The organism is Colwellia maritima (genome assembly GCF_022669015.1).
Taxonomy (GTDB): domain Bacteria; phylum Pseudomonadota; class Gammaproteobacteria; order Enterobacterales; family Alteromonadaceae; genus Colwellia; species Colwellia maritima.
In genome coordinates this window covers 191,466-212,902 of record NZ_JAKKSL010000003.1, presented here as the reverse complement: position 1 = coordinate 212,902, position 21,437 = coordinate 191,466, and the positions used below count along the sequence as shown (strand labels likewise).

Annotated in this window: 19 protein-coding genes, 1 tRNA gene and 2 pseudogenes; 16 read left to right on the top strand and 6 right to left on the bottom strand. The window is 36.8% G+C overall.

What is annotated here, in order from left to right:
* Positions 1 to 41: 41 nt before the first annotated feature.
* From L3081_RS16870 to L3081_RS16860, 3 genes are all read left to right on the top strand, one after another.
* Positions 42 to 362: a DUF1289 domain-containing protein gene (locus L3081_RS16870; protein ID WP_242287227.1), complete on the top strand. Its 321-nt coding sequence runs from the start codon at positions 42 to 44 to the stop codon at positions 360 to 362.
* Between the two features lie 109 nt (positions 363 to 471).
* A tRNA-Phe gene (locus tag L3081_RS16865) sits at positions 472 to 547 on the top strand.
* 263 nt (positions 548 to 810) lie between these two features.
* A complete protein-coding gene (locus tag L3081_RS16860) occupies positions 811 to 1,998 on the top strand; it encodes an amino acid aminotransferase (RefSeq protein ID WP_242287226.1) in 1,188 nt (395 codons plus the stop codon).
* A gap of 109 nt (positions 1,999 to 2,107) precedes the next feature.
* Here L3081_RS16860 and L3081_RS27140 read toward each other — a convergent pair whose 3' ends face one another.
* Both L3081_RS27140 and L3081_RS29180 read right to left on the bottom strand, forming a co-directional pair.
* Entirely contained in the window at positions 2,108 to 2,317 is a 210-nt protein-coding gene (locus L3081_RS27140) for an RraA family protein (RefSeq protein WP_338027406.1), read from the bottom strand.
* Positions 2,251 to 2,445 (bottom strand): hypothetical protein, encoded by a 195-nt coding sequence (locus L3081_RS29180; RefSeq protein WP_476728557.1) that lies wholly within the window; start codon positions 2,443 to 2,445, stop codon positions 2,251 to 2,253. The genes L3081_RS27140 and L3081_RS29180 overlap by 67 nt, the downstream gene beginning before the upstream one ends.
* A gap of 286 nt (positions 2,446 to 2,731) precedes the next feature.
* Between L3081_RS29180 and glmS the strand changes: the two genes are divergently transcribed.
* The 4 genes from glmS to L3081_RS16835 are packed head-to-tail and all read left to right on the top strand — an operon-like array spanning position 2,732 to position 7,391.
* Positions 2,732 to 3,202 carry a methylaspartate mutase subunit S gene (glmS, locus tag L3081_RS16850; protein WP_242287225.1) on the top strand — a complete coding sequence of 157 codons (471 nt, stop codon included), beginning with the start codon at positions 2,732 to 2,734 and terminating at the stop codon, positions 3,200 to 3,202.
* A complete protein-coding gene (locus L3081_RS16845) occupies positions 3,202 to 4,566 on the top strand; it encodes a hypothetical protein (protein ID WP_242287224.1) in 1,365 nt (454 codons plus the stop codon). The genes glmS and L3081_RS16845 overlap by 1 nt, the downstream gene beginning before the upstream one ends.
* Positions 4,563 to 5,792, top strand: a complete 1,230-nt coding sequence (locus L3081_RS16840) for a glutamate mutase L (RefSeq protein ID WP_242287223.1) — start codon at positions 4,563 to 4,565, stop codon at positions 5,790 to 5,792. Before L3081_RS16845 ends, L3081_RS16840 begins: the two co-directional genes overlap by 4 nt.
* A gap of 24 nt (positions 5,793 to 5,816) precedes the next feature.
* A complete protein-coding gene (locus L3081_RS16835) occupies positions 5,817 to 7,391 on the top strand; it encodes an AMP-binding protein (RefSeq protein WP_242287222.1) in 1,575 nt (524 codons plus the stop codon).
* Between the two features lie 188 nt (positions 7,392 to 7,579).
* On the opposite strand, the gene L3081_RS16830 is transcribed toward L3081_RS16835, so the two are convergent.
* Positions 7,580 to 7,798 carry an EF-hand domain-containing protein gene (locus L3081_RS16830; RefSeq protein ID WP_242287221.1) on the bottom strand — a complete coding sequence of 73 codons (219 nt, stop codon included), beginning with the start codon at positions 7,796 to 7,798 and terminating at the stop codon, positions 7,580 to 7,582.
* Positions 7,799 to 7,978: 180 nt separating this feature from the next.
* On the opposite strand from L3081_RS16830, the gene L3081_RS16825 reads away from it, so the two are divergent.
* From L3081_RS16825 to ribB, 9 genes and pseudogenes are all read left to right on the top strand, one after another.
* Entirely contained in the window at positions 7,979 to 8,785 is an 807-nt protein-coding gene (locus tag L3081_RS16825) for an alpha/beta fold hydrolase (RefSeq protein ID WP_242287220.1), read from the top strand.
* Positions 8,782 to 9,459, top strand: coding sequence for an alpha/beta hydrolase (locus L3081_RS28465; protein ID WP_242287219.1), 678 nt, complete (start codon positions 8,782 to 8,784; stop codon positions 9,457 to 9,459). Before L3081_RS16825 ends, L3081_RS28465 begins: the two co-directional genes overlap by 4 nt.
* The gene (locus L3081_RS16815; RefSeq protein WP_242287218.1) at positions 9,456 to 10,241 is read left to right on the top strand and encodes an ABC transporter ATP-binding protein; all 786 of its coding nucleotides are present in this window, start codon (positions 9,456 to 9,458) and stop codon (positions 10,239 to 10,241) included. Before L3081_RS28465 ends, L3081_RS16815 begins: the two co-directional genes overlap by 4 nt.
* Positions 10,242 to 10,301: 60 nt before the next feature.
* Entirely contained in the window at positions 10,302 to 11,465 is a 1,164-nt protein-coding gene (locus L3081_RS16810; RefSeq protein ID WP_242287217.1) for an ABC transporter permease, read from the top strand.
* A gap of 365 nt (positions 11,466 to 11,830) precedes the next feature.
* Positions 11,831 to 13,089 (top strand): annotated as a pseudogene (gene glyA / locus L3081_RS16805) (serine hydroxymethyltransferase).
* Positions 13,090 to 13,264: 175 nt separating this feature from the next.
* Positions 13,265 to 13,774: a transcriptional regulator NrdR gene (nrdR, locus tag L3081_RS16800; protein WP_242287216.1), complete on the top strand. Its 510-nt coding sequence runs from the start codon at positions 13,265 to 13,267 to the stop codon at positions 13,772 to 13,774.
* Positions 13,775 to 13,814: 40 nt separating this feature from the next.
* Positions 13,815 to 15,000, top strand: a pseudogene (gene ribD, locus L3081_RS16795) (bifunctional diaminohydroxyphosphoribosylaminopyrimidine deaminase/5-amino-6-(5-phosphoribosylamino)uracil reductase RibD).
* 43 nt (positions 15,001 to 15,043) lie between these two features.
* Entirely contained in the window at positions 15,044 to 15,718 is a 675-nt protein-coding gene (locus L3081_RS16790; protein WP_242287215.1) for a riboflavin synthase, read from the top strand.
* Between the two features lie 232 nt (positions 15,719 to 15,950).
* Complete coding sequence (ribB, locus tag L3081_RS16785; protein ID WP_242287214.1) at positions 15,951 to 17,060, top strand: 3,4-dihydroxy-2-butanone-4-phosphate synthase; 1,110 nt, start codon at positions 15,951 to 15,953, stop codon at positions 17,058 to 17,060.
* A gap of 277 nt (positions 17,061 to 17,337) precedes the next feature.
* Here ribB and L3081_RS16780 read toward each other — a convergent pair whose 3' ends face one another.
* The 3 genes from L3081_RS16780 to L3081_RS16770 all read right to left on the bottom strand — a co-directional run bounded on the left by L3081_RS16780 (position 17,338) and on the right by L3081_RS16770 (position 21,429).
* Complete coding sequence (locus tag L3081_RS16780; protein ID WP_011041587.1) at positions 17,338 to 17,547, bottom strand: cold-shock protein; 210 nt, start codon at positions 17,545 to 17,547, stop codon at positions 17,338 to 17,340.
* Positions 17,548 to 18,064: 517 nt separating this feature from the next.
* On the bottom strand, positions 18,065 to 20,920 hold the full coding sequence (locus tag L3081_RS16775) for a valine--tRNA ligase (protein WP_242287213.1): 2,856 nt from the start codon (positions 20,918 to 20,920) through the stop codon (positions 18,065 to 18,067).
* Positions 20,921 to 20,964: 44 nt separating this feature from the next.
* Positions 20,965 to 21,429, bottom strand: a complete 465-nt coding sequence (locus L3081_RS16770) for a DNA polymerase III subunit chi (RefSeq protein ID WP_242287212.1) — start codon at positions 21,427 to 21,429, stop codon at positions 20,965 to 20,967.
* Between the last annotated feature and the right edge of the window lie 8 nt (positions 21,430 to 21,437).

The following is a 21,437-nucleotide window of genomic DNA, read 5'->3' as shown; positions in this document are numbered from 1 at the left end:
TGTAATAAAAAAAGGTAACATCATTTAAGGTAAGGTAATACATGCAGTTAGACTTCTTTGATATTCCAAGCCCTTGTGTGGGTGTGTGTCAATCAAATGAGAAAGGCTATTGCCTTGGCTGCATGCGTACGCGTGATGAACGAAAAGAGTGGTCGACACTTAATAATGATGACAAACAAAAAGTTATAAAGCGTTGTATTCAAAGGACAAAACGTCAAAACAAAAGAGAGCAGATTAAAGTGGTTGAAGTGAAATCTGCGATAGAAAGCTCACAACCAGAGCAGCCCTCATTATTAGAGCCAAACAAAAAAGTGACTTTGTCGAATGATATTGATGTGGACTTCAGTGATTTTGAGCTTTAAAGAGGGATATTGCTTTGCACAAACAAGGTAAAAAACGGTTGCTAGCGTAGATATTTATAGCTATTATACGCGCTCGTTGAAACATATTCGTTTTGAACGATAGTAAAATGCCCCGATAGCTCAGTTGGTAGAGCAGCGGATTGAAAATCCGCGTGTCCCTGGTTCAACTCCGGGTCGGGGCACCATATATCATCATTAGATGAGTAAATTAGAGAACTAAAACCTGCAAGAAATTGCAGGTTTTTTCGTTTCAGATGTCAGGTCGGAATTTAATTATGATGTCGATATAAGTATTCATATTTAATGCATGATTATTCAAATATCTTAATGTATAATCTGTAGTTACTGTTTAGGGTATTAAGTTAAAAATTTATTGTCTATTTTAAATGGCAAAAACGTTATACAAGCACTCACAAAATCAACACCGTAATTAGAAGGTATTAAACCTATGTTTTCAAAGTTAACACAGTTACCTGCCGATCCTATTTTAGGTTTATCGGTAAAATTCAAAGCCGACCTCAACCCTAATAAAATAGATCTTGGTGCGGGAATTTACAAAGATGAAAATGGTGATACGCCAGTATTATCCTGTGTAAAGATAGCTGAAAGATTTCGACTAGAAAATGAAAAGAGTAAAGCTTATTTAGGCTCTGCAGGCTCAGCTTTATTTAATGAAAAAATTACTGCACTTATGTTGGGTGATCATCAAGTTATTAGGGAAAATCGTATTCGTACGGTTTCTACCCCTGGCGGTACGGGTGCTTTACGTACAGCGGGTGAATTTATCAAAACCTGTACGCCTGGCGCGACTATTTGGGTAAGTAATCCTACATGGGCAAACCATCAAGGTGTATTTACTGCCGCAGGTTTGAACGTTAAAACATACCCTTATTATGACTATGAAAATAAATGTTTAGATTTTGAAGGTATGGCTGCTGCATTAAAACAAGTGTCTAAAGATGATGCGGTACTGCTACATGCTTGTTGTCATAACCCAAGTGGTATGGATCTAAATAAAGAACAATGGCAACAAGTAGCTGATATTGCAAATCAAGTTGGCTTTATTCCTGTTGTTGATATGGCATATCAGGGTTTTGGTGAAGATTTAGATGCTGATGCTTTTGGTTTGCGCTTAATGGCTGATACCGTTGATCAAATGATTATCTGTGGTTCATGTTCAAAGAACTTTGGCTTATATCGTGAGCGTATTGGTGCTTGTTCAATCATTGGTAAAAATGCAATATCTGCTGATATTATTAGCTCTGTATTACTTTCGGTTGTGCGTGTTAATTACTCAATGCCTCCTGCACATGGTGCTGCCATTGTTGAAACTATTTTAGACTCTGCCGAATTAACAACACAGTGGCATGGCGAATTAAAAGAAATGCGTGATCGTATTAACGGTATGCGTCAACTATTGGTGGATCAATTAGTGGCTAATGGGGTAACACGCGATTTTAGTTTTATCACTAAGCAAAATGGTATGTTCTCATTTTTAGGTATTGATCAAACGCAGGTACAACGTTTACAAGGTGAATTTGGTATCTATATTGTTGGCTCTAGCCGTATTAGCCTAGCGGGTATCTCACCTGATAATGTTGATTATTTAACGCAATCAATTGCTAAAGTACTGTAATTATTTAAATTATAGTTTTTAAAAGCTTAAAAAATCCCGTTGTTAATATATTAACAACGGGATTTTTGGTTTTTACTTCGTTTTTAATTTGTTTGTTCTAATTTTAAAACTAAACAATTTTATTGGCTGTAACTATCACACCATCAGTGTCAGCATAAAGGTAATCACCTTGATTAAACTCAATGCCGCCAAATGATAAACGAACACCACGCTCGCCTGAGGTCACAGGAATTGCTTTTCTAGAACACGTACCTAGGGCGTATAGCGCCACAGGAATATCGGTAATTTGAAAAGTATCTCGAATATAACCATTAACGATAATGCCAAAGCATAGTTATTTTTATGGGCGAATTTCATTAAATTCTCCCCCACAACGGCATAATATTCTTGGGCTACATCTACCACAACTACTTTACCTGAGCCATCTTCATCTCTAAGTAGTGTAATTAAGTCAGTGTTGTTTTTGTCTAACTTTATTGTGATAACTTCACCTTGGCATTTACTTGCGCCACCATAATTTTGATAACCGCGCCAAGTAAAAATACCTTTTCGCTGTGATCATCACAGATATCTGCGGTAAAAAATGTCATAAATCAGTCCTGTTATTTTTTATATACGGTATTTGGCAGTATTCTAGCATTAAAGGAGTGTTTTTCACTAAATTTTGGTACTATATATTCAGCAATAGTGAATAGTTATACGGTAGGCTCTGCGAAAATATGAAGGTAAAAATATGAAGGTTGTAACAGGTGTAGTTGGTAACGACATCCATGTGGTCGCTAATCGACTAATAGAGCTATCATTAAATGCTCGAGGATACGAGGTGTTTAACCTAGGAGTAAACACCTATTTAGAAGAATTTTTTGATGCTGTGGTAGAAACTGGTGCCGAAGTTTTAATGATTTCTTCTTTGAATGGTGAAGCAGAAGGTCGGAGCCGAGAGGTTAAAGCACTGAAATCAAAATATAAAAATTTAGATAACCTTATTATGATGATTGGTGGCAACTTGGTTGTTGGCACTGGTAATGCTGACGATATAGTACCAAGATATAAAAATTACGGTTTTGATATTGTTTGTCATCAAGTGGATTTGAATACAGGTTTAGACATGCTTGAGGACTTACTTGCGGAGCGAAAAAGTGAAGGTAAAAGTTCTGAAGAAAAAACAATTGAAGATAGCGTGACACAAGAGAGAAATAGCTAATGAGTTTGCTGCAAGAAGAAAGAGAAATAATTCTGAGCAATGAGTATGTTGACACCTTTGACTTTGCCGAAGTAACAGAATTTGTTAAAAACGCCAGTAAAGATTTATTTATATCTCATCACTTTAAAAATCAAAATAAAATGTTAGTGCAGCCTCGTGGTGGTTTCCCTACGTATAAAAAACAGTTTGCACTGTACGAGTTTTTTGTGGATGCCAATGTTGATGTACTGCCATTAACCATTGACTCCAACACGCGCTTAAATGATTATGCTACATCGAAGAAAATGCTACGCTTAAGCGAAGAGAATAATGTTGATATGCTCAACGGCTATCCTTTAGTCAATCATGGGTATCGCACCACACGTAAAATGATTACGCATTTTAATAAACCTGTGAGTTTACGACACGGTACGCCAGACGCTAGGCTATTGATTGAAACGGCCATTGCGTCGGGTATTTTTGAAATTGAAGGTGGACCAATCACCTACCTTTTACCCTATTCAAAAAATTTCCCACTTGATAAAGCTTTCCTGTATTGGAAGTATGTAGAAAGAGTGTGTGCTAACTATTCTCAATTAAATGAACCAATTAATAGAGAATCGTTTGGCCCTTTAACCGCAACGTTAGTGCCTCCTTCAATCACCATTGTTATTCAATTATTGGAAATGTTGTTGTCATTAGAAGAGGGCGTAAAGTCGTTTTCTGTCTCGTTTGCGCAACAAGGATCAATGAATCAAGATATTGTTACTGGTGCAGTATTGAAAAAACTTGCTAAACATTATGCAGCAGAAATTAATTGTAGTGATGCGGCTATTCACTTGGTATACCACCAATGGATGGGCGCTTTCCCCATGAACAAAGATTATGCTGAGCAATTGATCAACGTTGCCACAGTGATCGCGTCTATGGTTGGTGCAGACAAAATTATCACTAAAACCCGAGAAGAAGCATCGGGAATTCCAACCAAAGAAGCCAATGCTAAAACGGTGGCAAATACTCAATACACGTTAGGGATTTTAAATGGTTTACCTAACGTGGTTGATGAAGAAGAAGAAGAAATGCTTACGTTGCAAGTAAAAGCAATTATGGAAGCGGTATTTAATGATCCTGCAGATACATTGTGGCGAAAAGTCTTTAATAGTATTAAAAACGGTATTATTGATGTGCCTTTTTCTCCTCATATCATCAATCACAATAATATGATCACTATCCGAGATGCGAAGAAAAATATCCGCATCATTAAACGAGGCAATGTACCTATTCCTGATCGTTGTTATGCCTATGATAAAGCACAATGTGATCTAACCAAAGATACCACCAGTATCGTTAATGATATTATTCACGATATAGGGATCATGCAATGAGTATGGTAGAAGTTAACAACAATGATGAAAGCATTAACATGAAACGTAGCAATGAAAAACTACTCATTGATGTAGGAAGTACTTACTTTAAAATGAGCACTCCGGCTATTGAGCAGCATTTTAGAGATTTTAATAAAGATATTTTAGATGATTTAATGCACAAGGGCGGAAAAACGATAGAGCGTTTTGCAAAAGAAGATGTTTATATTTGTTCTTCTGCGAATGGTGGATTAACTACCCTTATTATTGGCATTACCAACACCTTCTCAATAAAATATGCCACCAATATTGCTTTTAATTCTGGCATTAATATTATCGATACTGTGTTGTTTCAAAATATTGAAGACTATTCAATACCAAGTGATCTTATTGATGTAGTGATTATTGTTGGTGGTATTAATGCTAACGGTAATATTTTTTCTAGTTCATTATATAACTATTTAGCCCAGTTAAATTATTCCAATGTTGTATTTGTTGGTAATGAACTTGATGCACCTACAATTAAAGCTAACATTGAACATGTAGAGATTTTGCCTAATATTATTGATGACAGGTTACATATTGTAGAAGAACATTTACGTGAATATTTAACGAATCTTTATCAAAAAGATATTGAAGGGAAGGAAGATATTAAACACTTGTATAATATTACCTCAAATCAAATTTATTCTACACCGTATATCGTCAATAAAACTTTACCTTTAATTCACACGAAGTTTTCAGTGGTTAACCCTTTTATTTTACTTGATATTGGTGGGGCAACGACGGATATTCATTACTCAAAAGATTTGGTTGATGACAACTTAGTGACTGACAACGAATATGACCGGTTGGTGTTTAAAAAGTTAGGTGTATATAAATCAAGGCAGTCATTAATTTTTGCCGCTAAAAATAATGAATTTGTTTATGAATTACTGATGCATTTAAAAGTAACTGAAAATATTTTTGAAGAACAAAGTGAAAAAGCGACAAAAATATTAATGCAATTGGCTATCTTTTTGGTTTTATGTAAAATTTCACATTATAGAAAGGCTTACATTAATTTGAAGCTGCTTGCTATTAACTCCATTGTGTTAACAGGTGGTATTACCAAAGTTTTAACAAGTAACGAAATAGAAGATATTGTTTCGTTTTTCTACAAAAAAATTCTTAATTCAGCGCATAACCCAACCACCGTACTTGATAGCAATTACGATATTTGGACACTTGGGGCTGTAGATGCTTAAAAGACAAAGAAGAGGAAAAGCATAATGTCGATAAACTGTATAAGAACACTTATTGAAGATGCCGTGCAAGGTCATAGCGATAAATCTGCTATTGTTTATAACGAAAAAAGCATCACCTATGGCGAGTTATTTACCAAAGTAAATCAAGTGGCTTTTTACTTGAATGAATTAGATTTACCCAAAGATTCACGTATAGGGCTTTATTCTACTAAAGGTATCGAACAAGTTATCGCGGTGTTGGCTATTTTGTCTACCGATTATATTTTAGTGCCATTAACCACGCTGCTTAAGTCTGAGCAGGTGGAATATATTATTAATGATTGTGATATTAAATGTATTATCACTGATAAACTTCAGCTTGAAAATATAGAAGAAATTGACTTTAATGGCCACATTATTTCTTATGAAACGGCCGATAAAGGCATAGCCTCTTTTGAAGAAATATTTAAGTATTACAATAAGCCTTATGTTTGTGATATTAATGGCCATAGTAATGCGGTAATTACCTATTCTTTTGGTGTTTCAGGTACGCCAAAAGGTATTGTTATATCACATCGAAATTTAATTGATTCTGCACGAGTTGTATCCCAATATTTAGTTCTTAAGCATGAAGATGTTATTTCAGGCGTGCTTATTTTTAATCTTGATTATGGTTTGAACCAAATCTTTTGTACCTTATATAAAAAAGCGACTTTAGCACTGCATCGCTTCATATTACCGGAAGACTTTTTTAATCATATTATTAACGATAAAGTGACAGTGTTACCGTTAATGCCTGTGAATATTTCGCAAATGTTTGACGAAGATTTACAACGTATTCCTAGTGCTGAACTTTTTTCAAACGTTAAAACCATTACTTCTTCAGGTGGTAATGTCACAGCTAAAATGATCAAAGACTGTAAGAATACCTTCCAAAAAGCAGATTTCTATTCAATGCATGGACTTACTGAGGCATTTCGTTCAACCTATTTAGACCCATCACAAGTACAAATTAGACCTGATTCAATCGGTAAAGCCATTCCCGATGTTGAATTGTATGTGATTAATGAAGATGGAAAAGAGTGTGGTGTGCGTGAGGTTGGCGAACTAATTCACCGTGGTGGTTATATATATCGTGGTTTTTGGAACGCCCCTGAACAAAATGCTGAACGATTCAAGTCTGTGCAGATATTAAAAGATGTTATTAATTTAGAAGGGCAATTAACCGACGAACTTGTAGTAGCAACAGGTGATTATGTTTACAAAGATGAAGAAGGTTACTTGTACTTTGTTTCTAGACAGGATGATATGATTAAAACCCGTGGTTTTAGGGTTTCACCGTATGAAATTGAATCTGTTGTGGCAAAAAACATTCCGCAAATAGAAAAATGTGCTGTATTTGGATTAGACAATGAACTTATCGAAGAAGAAATTGTTATGGTTTATTCTGCGTTAAATGAAATAACCGAAAACGAAATATTATTCGAACTTAAAAAACACCTTGCTTCTTATATGATACCCAAGAGAGTTATCTACAAAAAATCTCTACCTTTGGTGCAAAGTGACAAAAATAAAATTAACAAAGAAGCGCTGAAAAATGGTTTGTTATCAGGTTCATAATCAACATTTGAATCTAAAAAATTGCCAAATACAAAGCATTTATTTCAATAACGAGTTATTCTAATTATTAAATAAATAATGATGTAGTTGGTGATTTTAGCAAGTAGAAATGATCACATAGTTAGTGAGATTGGTATAAAATAAATGTAGCTTTCAGTTAGAGAGCTACATTCTAAAAAGGCACAACCCTATAAAGCTAATTCTATTACCATTTCTGTTAATTCATCTTTAGAGATAGAATTGCTGTGGTTCTTGTCAAAACGATTGAAAATAGACTCACACATACGAATGCCTTTGTCTTGTAAAAGTACATCAATGAGCTCAACGAATTCAGAGCGGCTAATTACACCGTCCTTATCTTCATCAAACACTTCAAATAACTCATCTACCCACTGATTTAATTCCATGAGGGTTTCCTTAGATATTTAGAGGGAAATCAATATTCAAACTTTATCGTTTATTACAGCATTTGGGAATAAGTATTTATAAATATTTACACTTTCATCGATTTTAAATAAGCGCTAACTCTAATAGAATAACGTTGTTTTGTAAAAAATGCTTAAAACGTTAAATAAATGGAATATAAAATGATAAATAATTGGAAAATTATACCCTTGTTTTTTCTGCTTTTGAGCTTTGCAGCTTATAGTGAGCAGCAAGGTTTTACGTTAGAAAACTGTCATGTTGATGGTGTTAGAGAACAGGTCAAATGTGGCAAGCTATTAGTGCCAGAAAACTACAGTAAACCTGATGGTGAACAAATTAGCATCAATTTTGTGGTTTTACCTGCTATTGATAACAGTGATAATAAAACACCGCTAATGTTTTTAGCGGGGGGCCCTGGACAGGCGGCAGCAGAATTAGCATCGAGTTTACGTCATGTGTTTAGAGAAGTTCGTAAAACCCGCGATTTAATTTTAGTGGATCAACGAGGTACAGGTTTATCACATCCTTTGCAATGTGAGGAAGCGGCAGAACAAAACGTTTATACCGTAACACCCGAAGAATTTTCAGCACAGGAAATTAAAGATTGTATTGCCAATTTTACTGGCGATTTAAGTCAATATAACAGCGAAAATGCTATTCGTGATTTTGATGCGGTACGCGCAGTACTTGGTCATCAACAATTAAATATTTATGGTGGTTCATATGGTACTCGCGCAGGGCTCGTTTATATGCGCATGTTTCCTGATTCATTGCGCAGTGTTGTACTGGATAGTGTAGGCCCTATTGAAGTCCCTATTGGTTTATTTGGGCAAAGTTCGGCCAGATCATTTAATTTGTTACTAGAAAATTGTCAACAAGAGGTAAGTTGTCAGCAAGCTTATCCTGAACTCGAACAAGAGTTTCATAGCCTAGTTACTCGTTTAGCTAAAGCGCCGGCAGAGAAGTGAATATTGCTCACCCTAGACTAGGCACTCAAACCAAGTTCGTTATTAGTGAAGGAAAATTGCTTGGTACTTTACGCACACAATTATACTCAGTGGCCACACGTTCTATCGTGCCTTTAGTTATTCATCAAGCTTATTTAGGTAATTATATGCCATTAGTCGGGTTGGTTGCCCAATCAGAAAGTGGACAAGGTATTTATCTAGGCTTGTTATTTAATATTGCTTGTAATGAAGATTTCCCTCGAATTTCAGCAGAGGATTTTGCCCAGGATGCTAATAATAATTTTGGGGGTGGAGATAGTCATTTTGGTTTTAAAATGGTTTGTCCTATATGGCCACAATATCGCCCCGACGAAGCATTTTATCAACCTGTAACTGCGAATATTCCCACCTTGATTTTATCAGGCAATTTAGATCCAGTTACACCACCTAGCAATGGTGAATATAGCGCTAAATCATTACCAAACAACCATCATATTGTTATTGAAAATGCCGCTCATACTGTTGCTATGAGTACTTGTGCTAGTGATATTATCAATGAGTTTTTAACAACACTCGAACCTAAATCATTAGACGAATCTTGCTTAGAAGAGGTACCTAGAGAGTCTTTTATGACTAATTTAAATGGCGGAGATATTCACATCGATGTTTCTAAACAAGGAGGTAAAGAGCAATGATACAAGTTAATAATTTACGTAAAACCTTTGGGGCTAGCAAGAAGCACCTTTTTAATGGTTTTAGTCAGGCGACAAAGCCAAGCCCCGTTGTCGCCTTAGATGGCCTGTCATTTACCGCTAAAGATGGTGAAATTACAGGTATTTTAGGACCTAATGGCGCAGGAAAAACAACCTGTTTGCGAACCTTATATGGTTTACTGAAGGCCGATGATGGCAGTGCCATGATTGACGGTATTGATGTTGTTAAAAATCCACTGGCGGCCAGAGCGCGTTTAGGGATATTTCCTGATAAGTTTGGCTTATATGAACGTTTAACCGCTTATGAACAAATAGATTACTTTGCCAGTATTCATGGTTTACAAGGAGACTTTAAGCATCAAGCCATTGAAGCAATAATCAAAGATTTAGACATGGAGGCATTGGCGCACCGCAAAACCTTAGGGTTTTCCCAAGGTCAGCGAATGAAAGTAACACTAGCGCAAGCCTTAGTACATCAACCTAAAAACTTTGTACTTGATGAACCAACCCGAGGTCTTGATGTGATGAGTACCCGGGTGTTACGAAATTATTTGGCACGTTTTAAAGAAAAAGGACACTGTATTTTATTTTCTTCCCATGTAATGCAGGAAGTCGCTGCTTTATGTGATCGCGTTATTATCGTTGCTAACGGTAAACTCGCTGCAGAAGGTACACCTAATGAGCTTTGTGAATTGGCAGGTGAAACTCAACTAGAAGAGGCTTTCGTTAAAATTATTGGATCTGACGAAGGAGTAGCAGCATGATGTATTTTAATATAAACCAATTTAGAGCGATACTTTCAAAAGAGCTAAAGGAGTAGCAGTATGATTCAATTTAGAGCGTTACTTTCAAAAGAGTTAAAAGAAGCCTTTCGTGATAAACGGGCAATGATGATGGCCATGATGATGGCAGTAATGGCACCGGTTATGATTTTTGCTATGTCAAAGGTCATGATTAAAGAGGCGGTAGAAACGCCTCCTGTTTATGTCAAGGTAACTGGGGCTGAATATGCACCCAAATTAATTAAATCTCTTAAAAATGAAAATATTTTGTTACTCGCTGATGTACCTAACGATGAAAAAACAATTTGGGAAGATCGTGCTCTGAGTATCACAATACCCACTAGTTTTAATCAAGACATGTTAGAAGGTAAACCTATCGATCTTTATTTACGGGCTGATTTTAGTGAAAAAGCCAATATGTCACCTATTAGACGTATTAAAACCACTATTAATCATTATGCTCAAGCCATTGGTTACAAGCGTTTGTTGGTACGTGGCATTGATGTACGTTTATTACAGCCAATTAAAATTATAGAACAAGATACTTCATTACCAAACTCAAATGCGATGATTATTTCGATGATGCTTGGTTTATATTTATTAATGGCTGCTTTTATGTCGGGGCTTCCTGTGGCTATAGATGCCAGTGCAGGGGAGCGCGAACGTAACGTGTTAGAAATGTTATTATGTCAACCCGTAAGCACACTTAAAGTGGTTGCAGCAAAATTATGTTGTGCAAGTTTAATTGCCTGTATTGGAGTGCTGTTAACCTTAGGTTTAACCACATTTTCAGTTAGCTTTATTGATTTAACTAAAATTGGCGCGAGTTTTAATTTAGATGCTTTTACTATCACAGCTTTATTATTACTGCTATTGCCCATTTGCTTCTTTGCTTCAGCCTTACAACTTTTTGTTGCTTTTCAATCTAAAAACTTTAAAGAGGCGCAATCTATGGTCTCGATGATTATTATGCTCCCCGCTATGGTGCCCGTTATCATGATGTTTGTGGATAATAAACCTAAGTGGTTAGATTGGTTACCTATTTCAGGGCAGTCGCTGATTATGGAAGATCTTTTTAAAGGTTTACCTGTGTCGTGGTCTTTACTTTGTTTTACAGGATTAGTGACCATTACAATGACCTTTTTATTAGTATTATTAATGGCGAAAAAATTACGTTCAGAAAAAGTTGTTCTAGCTTTAAGTTAATATTGATATTTCCTTGTAGTAAAGTTTACTTCGAACAACTCAGTGCGATCCGATTAAAGTTCGGCGTTTGACTTATGTTTGTGTATATTATTTGTTGTGTTTAGGATTTTTATTGGTTATATTCGGTTTTGTTGGGTTTGTATAAGTTTGAGAACTTTAAGCTTAACCCCGTTGTGTTGGCTCTTTTGTTTTACTTCTATAGTACAGGTAGTAAATCAGACATAAGACAAGACAAAATGAACTAAAAGTTACAGGTTTTTGCGTGTACATTTTGGACTAAGTCAGGCAAAATATGCGGCATTAATTTTAGACCTTTTTATTATCTTACATACAACGTACTTAGGTTGTTTATTTGAGGAAAAACCATGTTTACTCGTGATATGAATATTGCAGATTTTGATGCTGAACTTTATCAAGCTATGAGCAACGAAGTTGTGCGTCAAGAAGAGCATATTGAATTGATTGCTTCTGAAAATTACTGTAGCCCGCGTGTTCTTGAAGCACAAGGCTCACAATTAACCAATAAATATGCTGAAGGTTATCCGGGCAAACGTTATTACGGTGGTTGTGAATATGTTGATATTGCAGAGCAATTAGCCATTGACCGTGCGAAAGAATTATTTGGTGCAACTTATGCCAATGTTCAGCCACATGCGGGTTCACAAGCAAATGCTGCTGTTTTTCAAGCGCTTGTTACTCCAGGCGGAAAAGTGTTAGGTATGAGCTTAGCCCATGGTGGTCACTTAACACATGGTTCACATGTTAATTTTTCAGGCAAATCATACGAAGCTTTCCAATATGGTTTACACCCTGAAACAGGCGATATTGATTATGATGAGCTTGAACGTTTAGCCAATGAGCACAAACCAGAAATGATTATCGGTGGTTTCTCTGCCTTCTCAGGTATTGTTGATTGGGCGCGTATGCGTAAAATCGCTGACAGCATCGGTGCTTATTTCTTCGTAGATATGGCTCATGTTCTTGGTCTTGTTGCTTTCTTGGTTTATATCCAAACCCAGTTCCTCATGCACACGTAGTTTCTACGACAACGCATAAAACATTAGCAGGCCCTCGTGGTGGTTTAATTGTTTCAGCGTGTAATGATGAAGACATATACAAAAAATTAAACAGTGCGGTATTTCCTGGTGGCCAAGGTGGCCCATTAATGCATATTATTGCGGCTAAAGCGGTAGCATTTAAAGAAGCCTTAGCACCAGAATTTAAAGTATACCAACAAAGTGTTTTAGATAATGCTAAAGCGATGGTTGCCGTGTTACAAGAACGTGGTTATAAAGTGGTATCAAACGGTACAGAAAACCACCTTTTATTACTTGATTTGATCGATAAAGATATTACGGGTAAAGATGCTGATGCGGCGTTAGGCAAAGCACACATTACAGTAAACAAAAACTCAGTACCTAACGATCCTCGTTCTCCGTTTGTTACTTCAGGTTTACGCCTTGGTACACCGGCAATTAGTCGTCGTGGTTTTGGTCTTGAAGAAACTAAAGCGTTGACGGGTTGGATTTGTGATATTTTAGACGATATTACTAACGAAGAAACTATCGCTAAAGTACAAGCAAACGTTAAAGAGTTATGTGCGCGTTTTCCAGTATACAAATAGTTAATATAGTCTTTGCTAATAACTTGAATAACTAAAACTAATTTACAAATTCACGTGAATTTATATTAAAATGGTCGCAATTAGCGGCCATTTTTATATCTAGAATCAAGGTGTTTAGCAAATACAGGAATCACTTTTGCTATAATCTTAATCTTATTCTTATTGTAGGTAAACCATGTATTGTCCATTTTGTAGCGCACAAGAAACCAAAGTAATTGACTCGCGTTTAGTGTCAGACGGACACCAAATTAGGCGTCGTCGACAATGCCTTGTCTGTAATGAGCGTTATACCACCTTTGAAACTGCTGAATTAGTTATGCCTCGTATTATCAAACGTGATGGTAGCCGTGAACCGTTTAACGAAGAGAAAATGCGTAGCGGTTTAATGAGAGCATTAGAAAAACGTCCTGTTAGTACTGAGCAAGTTGAGCTGTCAATTAACAAACTACAATCACAAATGCGCGCCACGGGTGAGCGAGAAATTACCAGTGAAATGCTCGGCAATTTATTAATGACTCAGCTAAAGGAGTTAGACAAGGTTGCTTACCTTCGTTTTGCTTCTGTGTATTTATCATTCGAAGACATTAGCGAATTTGCTGATGAAATAGCCTTGTTAGGTAAGGAAAGCCGAAACAGGGAAAAAAGTGGTAGTAAAAAGGTGGATAAAAAAACGAATAAAAAATAGGGAAGGAAGTTACGTGTTTACTGAGCAAGATCATCATTATATGGCATTAGCTATCAAGCTTGCCAAACAAGGTCATTACACAACATCCCCTAATCCTAGAGTAGGTTGTGTTCTGGTTCATGAAGAAGTTATTGATAGAGTAGCGGCGGAAAGGGAGAAGATAAATACTCAAATCATTGGTACTGGCTTTCATCAAAAAGCAGGGCAAGGGCATGCAGAAGTTAATGCCTTGCTTGACGCTACAACTAACAATCCCCATTTGATTAAAGGATCAACTGCCTATGTGACCTTAGAGCCATGTAGCCACTTTGGTAGAACACCTCCTTGTGCTCAAGCATTAATTGATGCACAAGTTAAACGTGTTGTCGTTGCGATGGTTGATCCCAATCCTGAAGTGTCTGGTCGTGGTTTGGCAATGCTCGAACAAGCGGGAATTCAAATAGCTTTTGGTTTGTTAGAAAATGAAGCAAAGTCATTAAATGTAGGTTTTATTAACGTTATGACCAAAGCTTTGCCTTATGTTCGCGTTAAATTGGCGGCGAGTTTAGACGGCAAAACAGCCATGAAAAATGGTGAAAGTAAGTGGATTACCTCAACTAACGCAAGGTTTGATGTACAAAAGCTTAGGGCACAAAGCTGCGCTGTGATTACTGGTGCAGACTCCATATTAACTGATAATGCCAAAATGACGGTTCGGTTGGTCGGAATTAGGCGATTTAAAGGATAGTTATCCTGAAGATAAGATTCGTCAACCTGTTCGGGTAGTAATAGATAGCCAAAATCGTCTCACACCTGACCTCGATTTTTTTAGGCAAGAATCCCCTGTTATTTTAGTACGTGGAAATATAACTGAAACTAACCTTGAAAATTATCATCGTTGGCCTCATTTTGTAGAACAAGTACAAATTCCTATGGTTAAGACAAGTTTAGGACAATATAAAGTTGATTTGCATGCGTTATTATCATTATTAGCTCAACGTGGCTTAAATGATGTACTTGTTGAATCTGGTGCTCACTTAGCGGGAGCATTTATAGAACAAGGCTTGGCTGATGAATTTATTTTATATCAAGCACCCAAATTATTGGGTGGTGATGGAAAAAATTTAATAGAAATGCCGAATGTTAATACGTTGCCACAAGCAAAATTGTTATCAATTACCGATGTTCGTCAAGTAGGTACTGATATTCGCATTACTGCTAAACTGCAAAAAAAGCATAATAGTTAAATATTTGATTATAACACTTAGTAAAACAGAATAGAGAATACACATGTTTACAGGAATTATTGAAGCTGTCGGCACAATTAAAGCGATGAATATTAATGCCCAAGGCGCGCGTTTAGTTATTGCGACCAATAGCCTTGATATGAGCGATGTTAAATTAGGTGACTCCATAGCCACTAACGGTATTTGCCTCACTGTTGTTGATTATGACCAACATAGTTACAGTGCAGACGTGTCAAATGAAACGTTGCAACGTACGGGATTTGCTCATTATAAAGTGGGCATGAAAGTCAACTTAGAAAAAGCCATGCAAGCAAGTACACGTTTTGGTGGCCATATGGTTTCAGGTCATGTAGATGGTATTAGTGAGGTATTGTCTATTAGCAGCAACGGTAACAGTATTGAATATTGGTTATCTATGCCAAATGATTTGTCTCATTACATTGCAGAAAAGGGCTCAGTAACAGTTGATGGCACCAGTTTAACGGTAAACGCATTAAATGAACAATCAGGTAATAGCAAGTTTAGATTAACAATAGTGCCACACACTGTGAAAGAAACGGTGTTTGCTTATTATCAGGTAGGTACTAAAGTGAATCTAGAGGTTGATTTAATCGCTCGTTATTTAGAGCGTTTATTAACAAAAAACCAAAACGAATCGGCGGACGTTAAGTCGAACGTGACAGAAGACTTATTAAAAAAATCTGGCTTTATTAAGTAAGTTAATGTTTGCTCAATAAACACTTAGGTTAAAAATGTACATGGCCATGCTGATAACTCAGGGTTTACTATTAAACTTAAAATAGCCTACGTAGGTTAGAATTTATTCTGACATAGGGCAATAAATTATCCCCTACATTGGGGTATTAATTTTGCTTGAACAAAATGCATAGCTAAGAAAATTAATTACTATGATCAACAACTAATATCAACAAGTAACCAAAGAGAACCCCATGAATTTAAATACCCCACAAGAAATAATCGATGATATTGCTTTAGGTAAAATGGTTATTCTAATGGATGATGAAGACCGAGAAAATGAAGGTGACTTCATCATGGCTGCTGAGAAAGTAACGCCAGAAGCCATTAACTTTATGGCGACTCATGGGCGAGGGCTAATTTGTATGCCAATGACCCAAGAGAAGTGTGAAAAATTAAAGCTTCCATTGATGGTTGATAAAAACGATGCTCAGTTTAGTACTAACTTTACTGTTTCAATTGAAGCTGCTAGAGGTGTTACTACAGGAATTTCAGGCGGAGATAGAGCCACTACAGTACTTGCAGCTGTTGCTAAAGATGCAACGCATTTAGATATAGTTCAGCCGGGACATATTTTTCCTTTAATTGCCAAAGATGGCGGTGTATTGAATCGCGCAGGTCATACTGAAGCAGGGGTTGATTTAGCTCGTATGGCTAAACTAGAGCCGGCAGCAGTAATTGTTGAAATTTTAAATGAAGATGGCACCATGGCTCGTCGCCCAGATTTAGAAATTATTGCTAAAAAGCATGATATTAAAATGGGTACTATTGCGGACTTAATCGAGTTTAGAAACGCTACAGAAACTACCATTGAACGGGTATCTCAATGTAAATTGCCAACTGAATTTGGCGAGTTTGATCTTACGGTATTTAAAGATACTATTGATGGTCAAGCGCATTTTGCCTTAACGAAAGGCGAAATAAAGGCAGGTGAGCCTACGTTAGTTCGCGTGCACTTAGAAAATACATTCAGAGATTTATTATTTAGCCAACGTGAAAGCGTTGCTACATGGCCATTAGCGAGTGCTTTAGAAAAGATAGCTAAAGAAGGCGGTGTGTTGGTTTTATTAGGTAAACATGAATCACCAACTGAACTAATTAATCTTGCTGAAAAATACGCTAAAATCGACGCAGGTGAAACTGTTAAAGAAGTTAATCGACATGTTGGATCGCGCAATGTTGGTGTTGGTTCACAAATTCTTTCGAGTTTAGGTGTGGGTAAAATGCGTTTGTTAAGCTCGCAAAGCAAATACCATTCATTATCCGGTTTTGGCTTGGAAGTGGTTGAATATATAGCAGAATAACGATTATACCAACTGAAATAATACAGTAATAAACGCTAGTGGTGATAATCGGTAGCGTTTTTTTTGCTGTGGTATTTAGTTTGAACCCGGCATAACGAAGCGGGCGAAAGATTAATACCAGTTCCATTAATTAAGTGATCTATTTTATACGTAGAAATTGCTGAGATTGGTATAAATCTAAATAGAACAAACGTCAGAATAGATCAAACGCCAGATACAAAAAAGCGAAGAAAGAGTTTAACTCATTCCTCGCTTTTTTCGCTTATAAGTTTAAAACTTATACAGCTAGAACGTTTTCTGCTTCAGGGCCTTTTTGACCTTGTTTAACAGTAAATGTTACTGCTTGACCGTCAGCTAGAGTACGGAAACCGTCTCCAGAGATAGCGCTGAAGTGAACAAACACGTCAGGACCATTTTCTTGTTCTATAAAACCGAAACCTTTAGTTTCGTTGAAAAATTTAACTTTACCAGTAACTGTATCAGACATACTTACATTTTCCCGTAGTCATAAAATAATATTAATGTGGTGTTTTTGCTAGAAATATTCAGCACAATTTAACACCGTTTTTACCCGAGTAAATGCCCTCTACCATAAGTAGTACAGGAAGAGGAAGGAAACAAACCATATTCGTAACAAACCGTATTTGGAACAAACAATCAGTCTGTATTGCCTAAATCCATTTGTTAAGAATAAACAAGTACATTAGTACCCGGTAAATCTAAAACAAAAGTTAGTATCAACCTTCATCCGCAACACAAAAACTCAACGCAATTAGATATTAGCACAGGTATTTTTAATTTGCTTTATAAAAAATTGAAATAGTTCAATATTTTTTATACTTAATAAAAATCTTAATTTAGAAAATAAACATTTATTGTTATAAGGGGATTCTGGTTGAATAAAATGCGAGTACTTACTTTAATTACCCCGCCTATAATATCGATACTTTGCTATTGATATTATATAAAGGCGGGATTATTGGCAGGTTTTTAACTAAATTAGGTTACAGTGCAGCAATTTGTGTTTTTTGGTCACGTAATTTAGTTAATGTCGATTCTACCTCACTTAGTTTGGCTTGTTCTTTTTCAATTACGGCCGCAGGCGCTTTACTAACAAAGTTTTCATTGGCTAACTTTCCTCGTGTTTTTGAGGCGTCTTTGTCTAATTTTTCAATCGCTTTATCTAAGCGTGCAATTTCAGCTTCTTTGTCGATTAGCCCGACCATAGGTATTAATACCGTTAAATCACCTACAACGGCAGACGCTGAAGCAGGTCCTTGTTCTCCTTCATCAAGTACCGTTATGCTTTCAAGTTTTGCTAATGAACTTAAAAATTGTTCGTTTTCAGCTAAACGACGTTGATCGCTTTCGCTGACATTTTTCAGTAAAACCGGTAATGATTTGCTCGGGGCTATATCCATTTCACCACGAATATTACGAATAGCAATGATAAATTGTTTAACCCACTCCAAATCGTCAATAGCTTGTTGATCGCATTTTTCCGCATTAAATTGTGGGAATGCTTGCACCATGATTGAGTCGTTAGTTTTTTCGAAGTCGCTTAATGGTTGAACCCGTTGCCAAATGGTTTCAGTAATAAATGGCATAATAGGGTGCATTAAACGTAATAAAGCTTCTAATACATTGACTAAGGTATGACGTGTACCACGTTGCTGTGCTTCATTGCCTTTGAATAATACTGGTTTAGTTAATTCTAAATACCAATCGCAGAATTGATTCCAAGTAAATTCATATAAGGCTTGTGATGCTAAATCAAAACGGAAGGTATCAAATGCTTCATGTACGGTTTTTACTGTTTGTTCAAATTGGCCGATAATCCAACGATCAGCCAATGAAAACTCAAGCTCACCACCTTTTGAACCACAATCAAATTCTTCAGTATTCATTAATACATAACGGCTTGCATTCCATAACTTATTGGTAAAGTTACGGTAACCTTCTAAACGCTTCATATCCCGACTAATATCACGACCTGTTGTCGCAACAGAGGTCAAAGTGAAACGTAAAGCATCCGTGCCGTGTGCTTCAATTCCGTTAGGAAATTCTTTTTTAGTGAGTGTTTCAATTTTCTTGGCAAGTTTTGGTTGCATCATGTTGCCAGTACGTTTTTTCAGTAAATCATCTAGTGAAATACCATCAATCATATCTAAAGGATCGATAACGTTACCTTTAGATTTACTCATTTTATCGCCATTTTCATCACGAATAAGGCCTGTCATGTAAATCTTTTTAAACGGTATTTGCGCTTTACCATTTTCATCTTTGTTAAAGTGCATGGTCATCATGATCATACGGGCAACCCAGAAGAAAATAATATCAAAACCTGTCACTAATACATCGGTAGGATGAAAGGTTTTTAAATCGTCAGTCTCTTTTGGCCAACCTAAAGTTGAGAAAGTCCATAGGGCAGAGGAGAACCAAGTATCAAGTACGTCATCATCTTGTTTAAGATTGATATCATCTGTAATATTATTGTTAGCGCGTACTTCGGCTTCTGTGCGTCCAACATAGACTTTACCACTGTCGTCATACCATGCCGGAATACGATGTCCCCACCATAATTGACGTGATATACACCAGTCTTGAATATCACGCATCCACGAAAAATATAAATTTTCATACTGTTTAGGTACAAATTCAATTTGACCATCTTTAACTGCGTCAACGGCAGGACCTGCCAATTTTTCAACACGTACATACCATTGGTCAGTTAATAATGGCTCGATGATCACACCAGAACGGTCGCCATAAGGGGCAACTAAATCATGATCTTTTACTTCAACTAACAAGCCAAGTTCGTCAAACTTTGCCACAATTTCCTTCCGAGCGACAAATCTGTCCATACCTGCGAATTCGTTAGGTAATGCGGTACTATAGGCATCACAAAGTTCACCTTTGGTATCGTAAATTTCTGCTTCAGCTAAAATAGCTGCATTTTTGTCTAAAATATTAATTTGAGGTAAGGCGTGACGTTTACCTACTTCATTATCGTTAAAGTCATGGGCAGGGGTGATTTTTACACAACCTGTGCCTTTTTCCATATCGGCATGCTCATCACCAACAATAGGAATTAAACGATTAACTAATGGCAATAAAACTTTTTTGCCAATTAAATCTTTATAGCGCGGATCTTCAGGATTTACAGCAACGCCAGTATCACCTAGCATGGTTTCTGGACGTGTAGTTGCCACAACTAAGTAATCAAGTCCTTCCGCAGTTTTTGCGCCATCAGCTAGAGGGTAACGTAAGTACCACATGTGACCTTTTTTGTCTTTATTTTCTACTTCTAAATCAGAAATAGCAGTGTGGAATTTTGGATCCCAGTTAACAAGGCGCTTGCCACGATAGATTAAGTCATCTTCAAATAAACGTACAAATACTTCTTGTACGGCCTCAGACATACCTGCGTCCATAGTGAAACGTTCGCGTGTCCAGTCAATAGAGTTACCTAAACGGCGCATTTGTTTACCGATTGTACCGCCTGATTCTTCTTTCCATTCCCAAATTTTATCGATAAAACCTTCACGACCGTAATCGTGACGTGTTTTGTCTTCTTCGGCCGCAATTTTACGTTCTACTACCATTTGTGTGGCAATACCTGCATGGTCACAACCCGTTTGCCAGAGTGTGTTTTTACCTTGCATACGTTGATAACGAATTAACGTGTCCATGATGGTTTGTTGAAAAGCATGACCCATATGCAATGAGCCTGTGACATTAGGTGGTGGAATAGCAATGCTATAGCTGTCACCTTCACCGGTAGGGCTAAAGTAGCCTTGCTCTTCCCAGTGAGTATAAAGAGATTGTTCAATGTCGGTTGGGTTGAAAGTTTTTTCCATCATGTTCTCAAAAATAAAAGTTATGAATTGTAAGTTTGCTTACATTATTGCGACGAGGCTACGGGCTGATTATCGACTTTAAAGCCCCGTTGTCTATAGGCTTTAAAACGCTCTCTTGCCTGCTGTTTTAGTGATTCTTCACTAGGAACAAAATCAACAATAAATTGAAATTGGTTAGCAAAGTCTGGCACGGTAGGTGTTAAATTTATTAACACAGAGCGACGACCACGAATTGGCTGATCGCTAATTTCTACTGCAGCACCTTGTTTTGGCCCTTCACCTGATAAGTTGTGAGGTACAAAGCTGTCACTATCAAATGCCCACAGTAGTTCGTCTACGTGTTCCGCACTTTGCTTATCTTGCGTGTAAATAAATACTCGTTGATTTTGACGATAAAAATAACTCGCTTGCAAACAGGCATGATAAAACGCTGAGCTAGTATCAGCGTTTTGCTTGTCTATTTTTTCCTTATCATCATCGAGAAGGTAAAACATTACGTGTGTTTGCATGCGGTTAA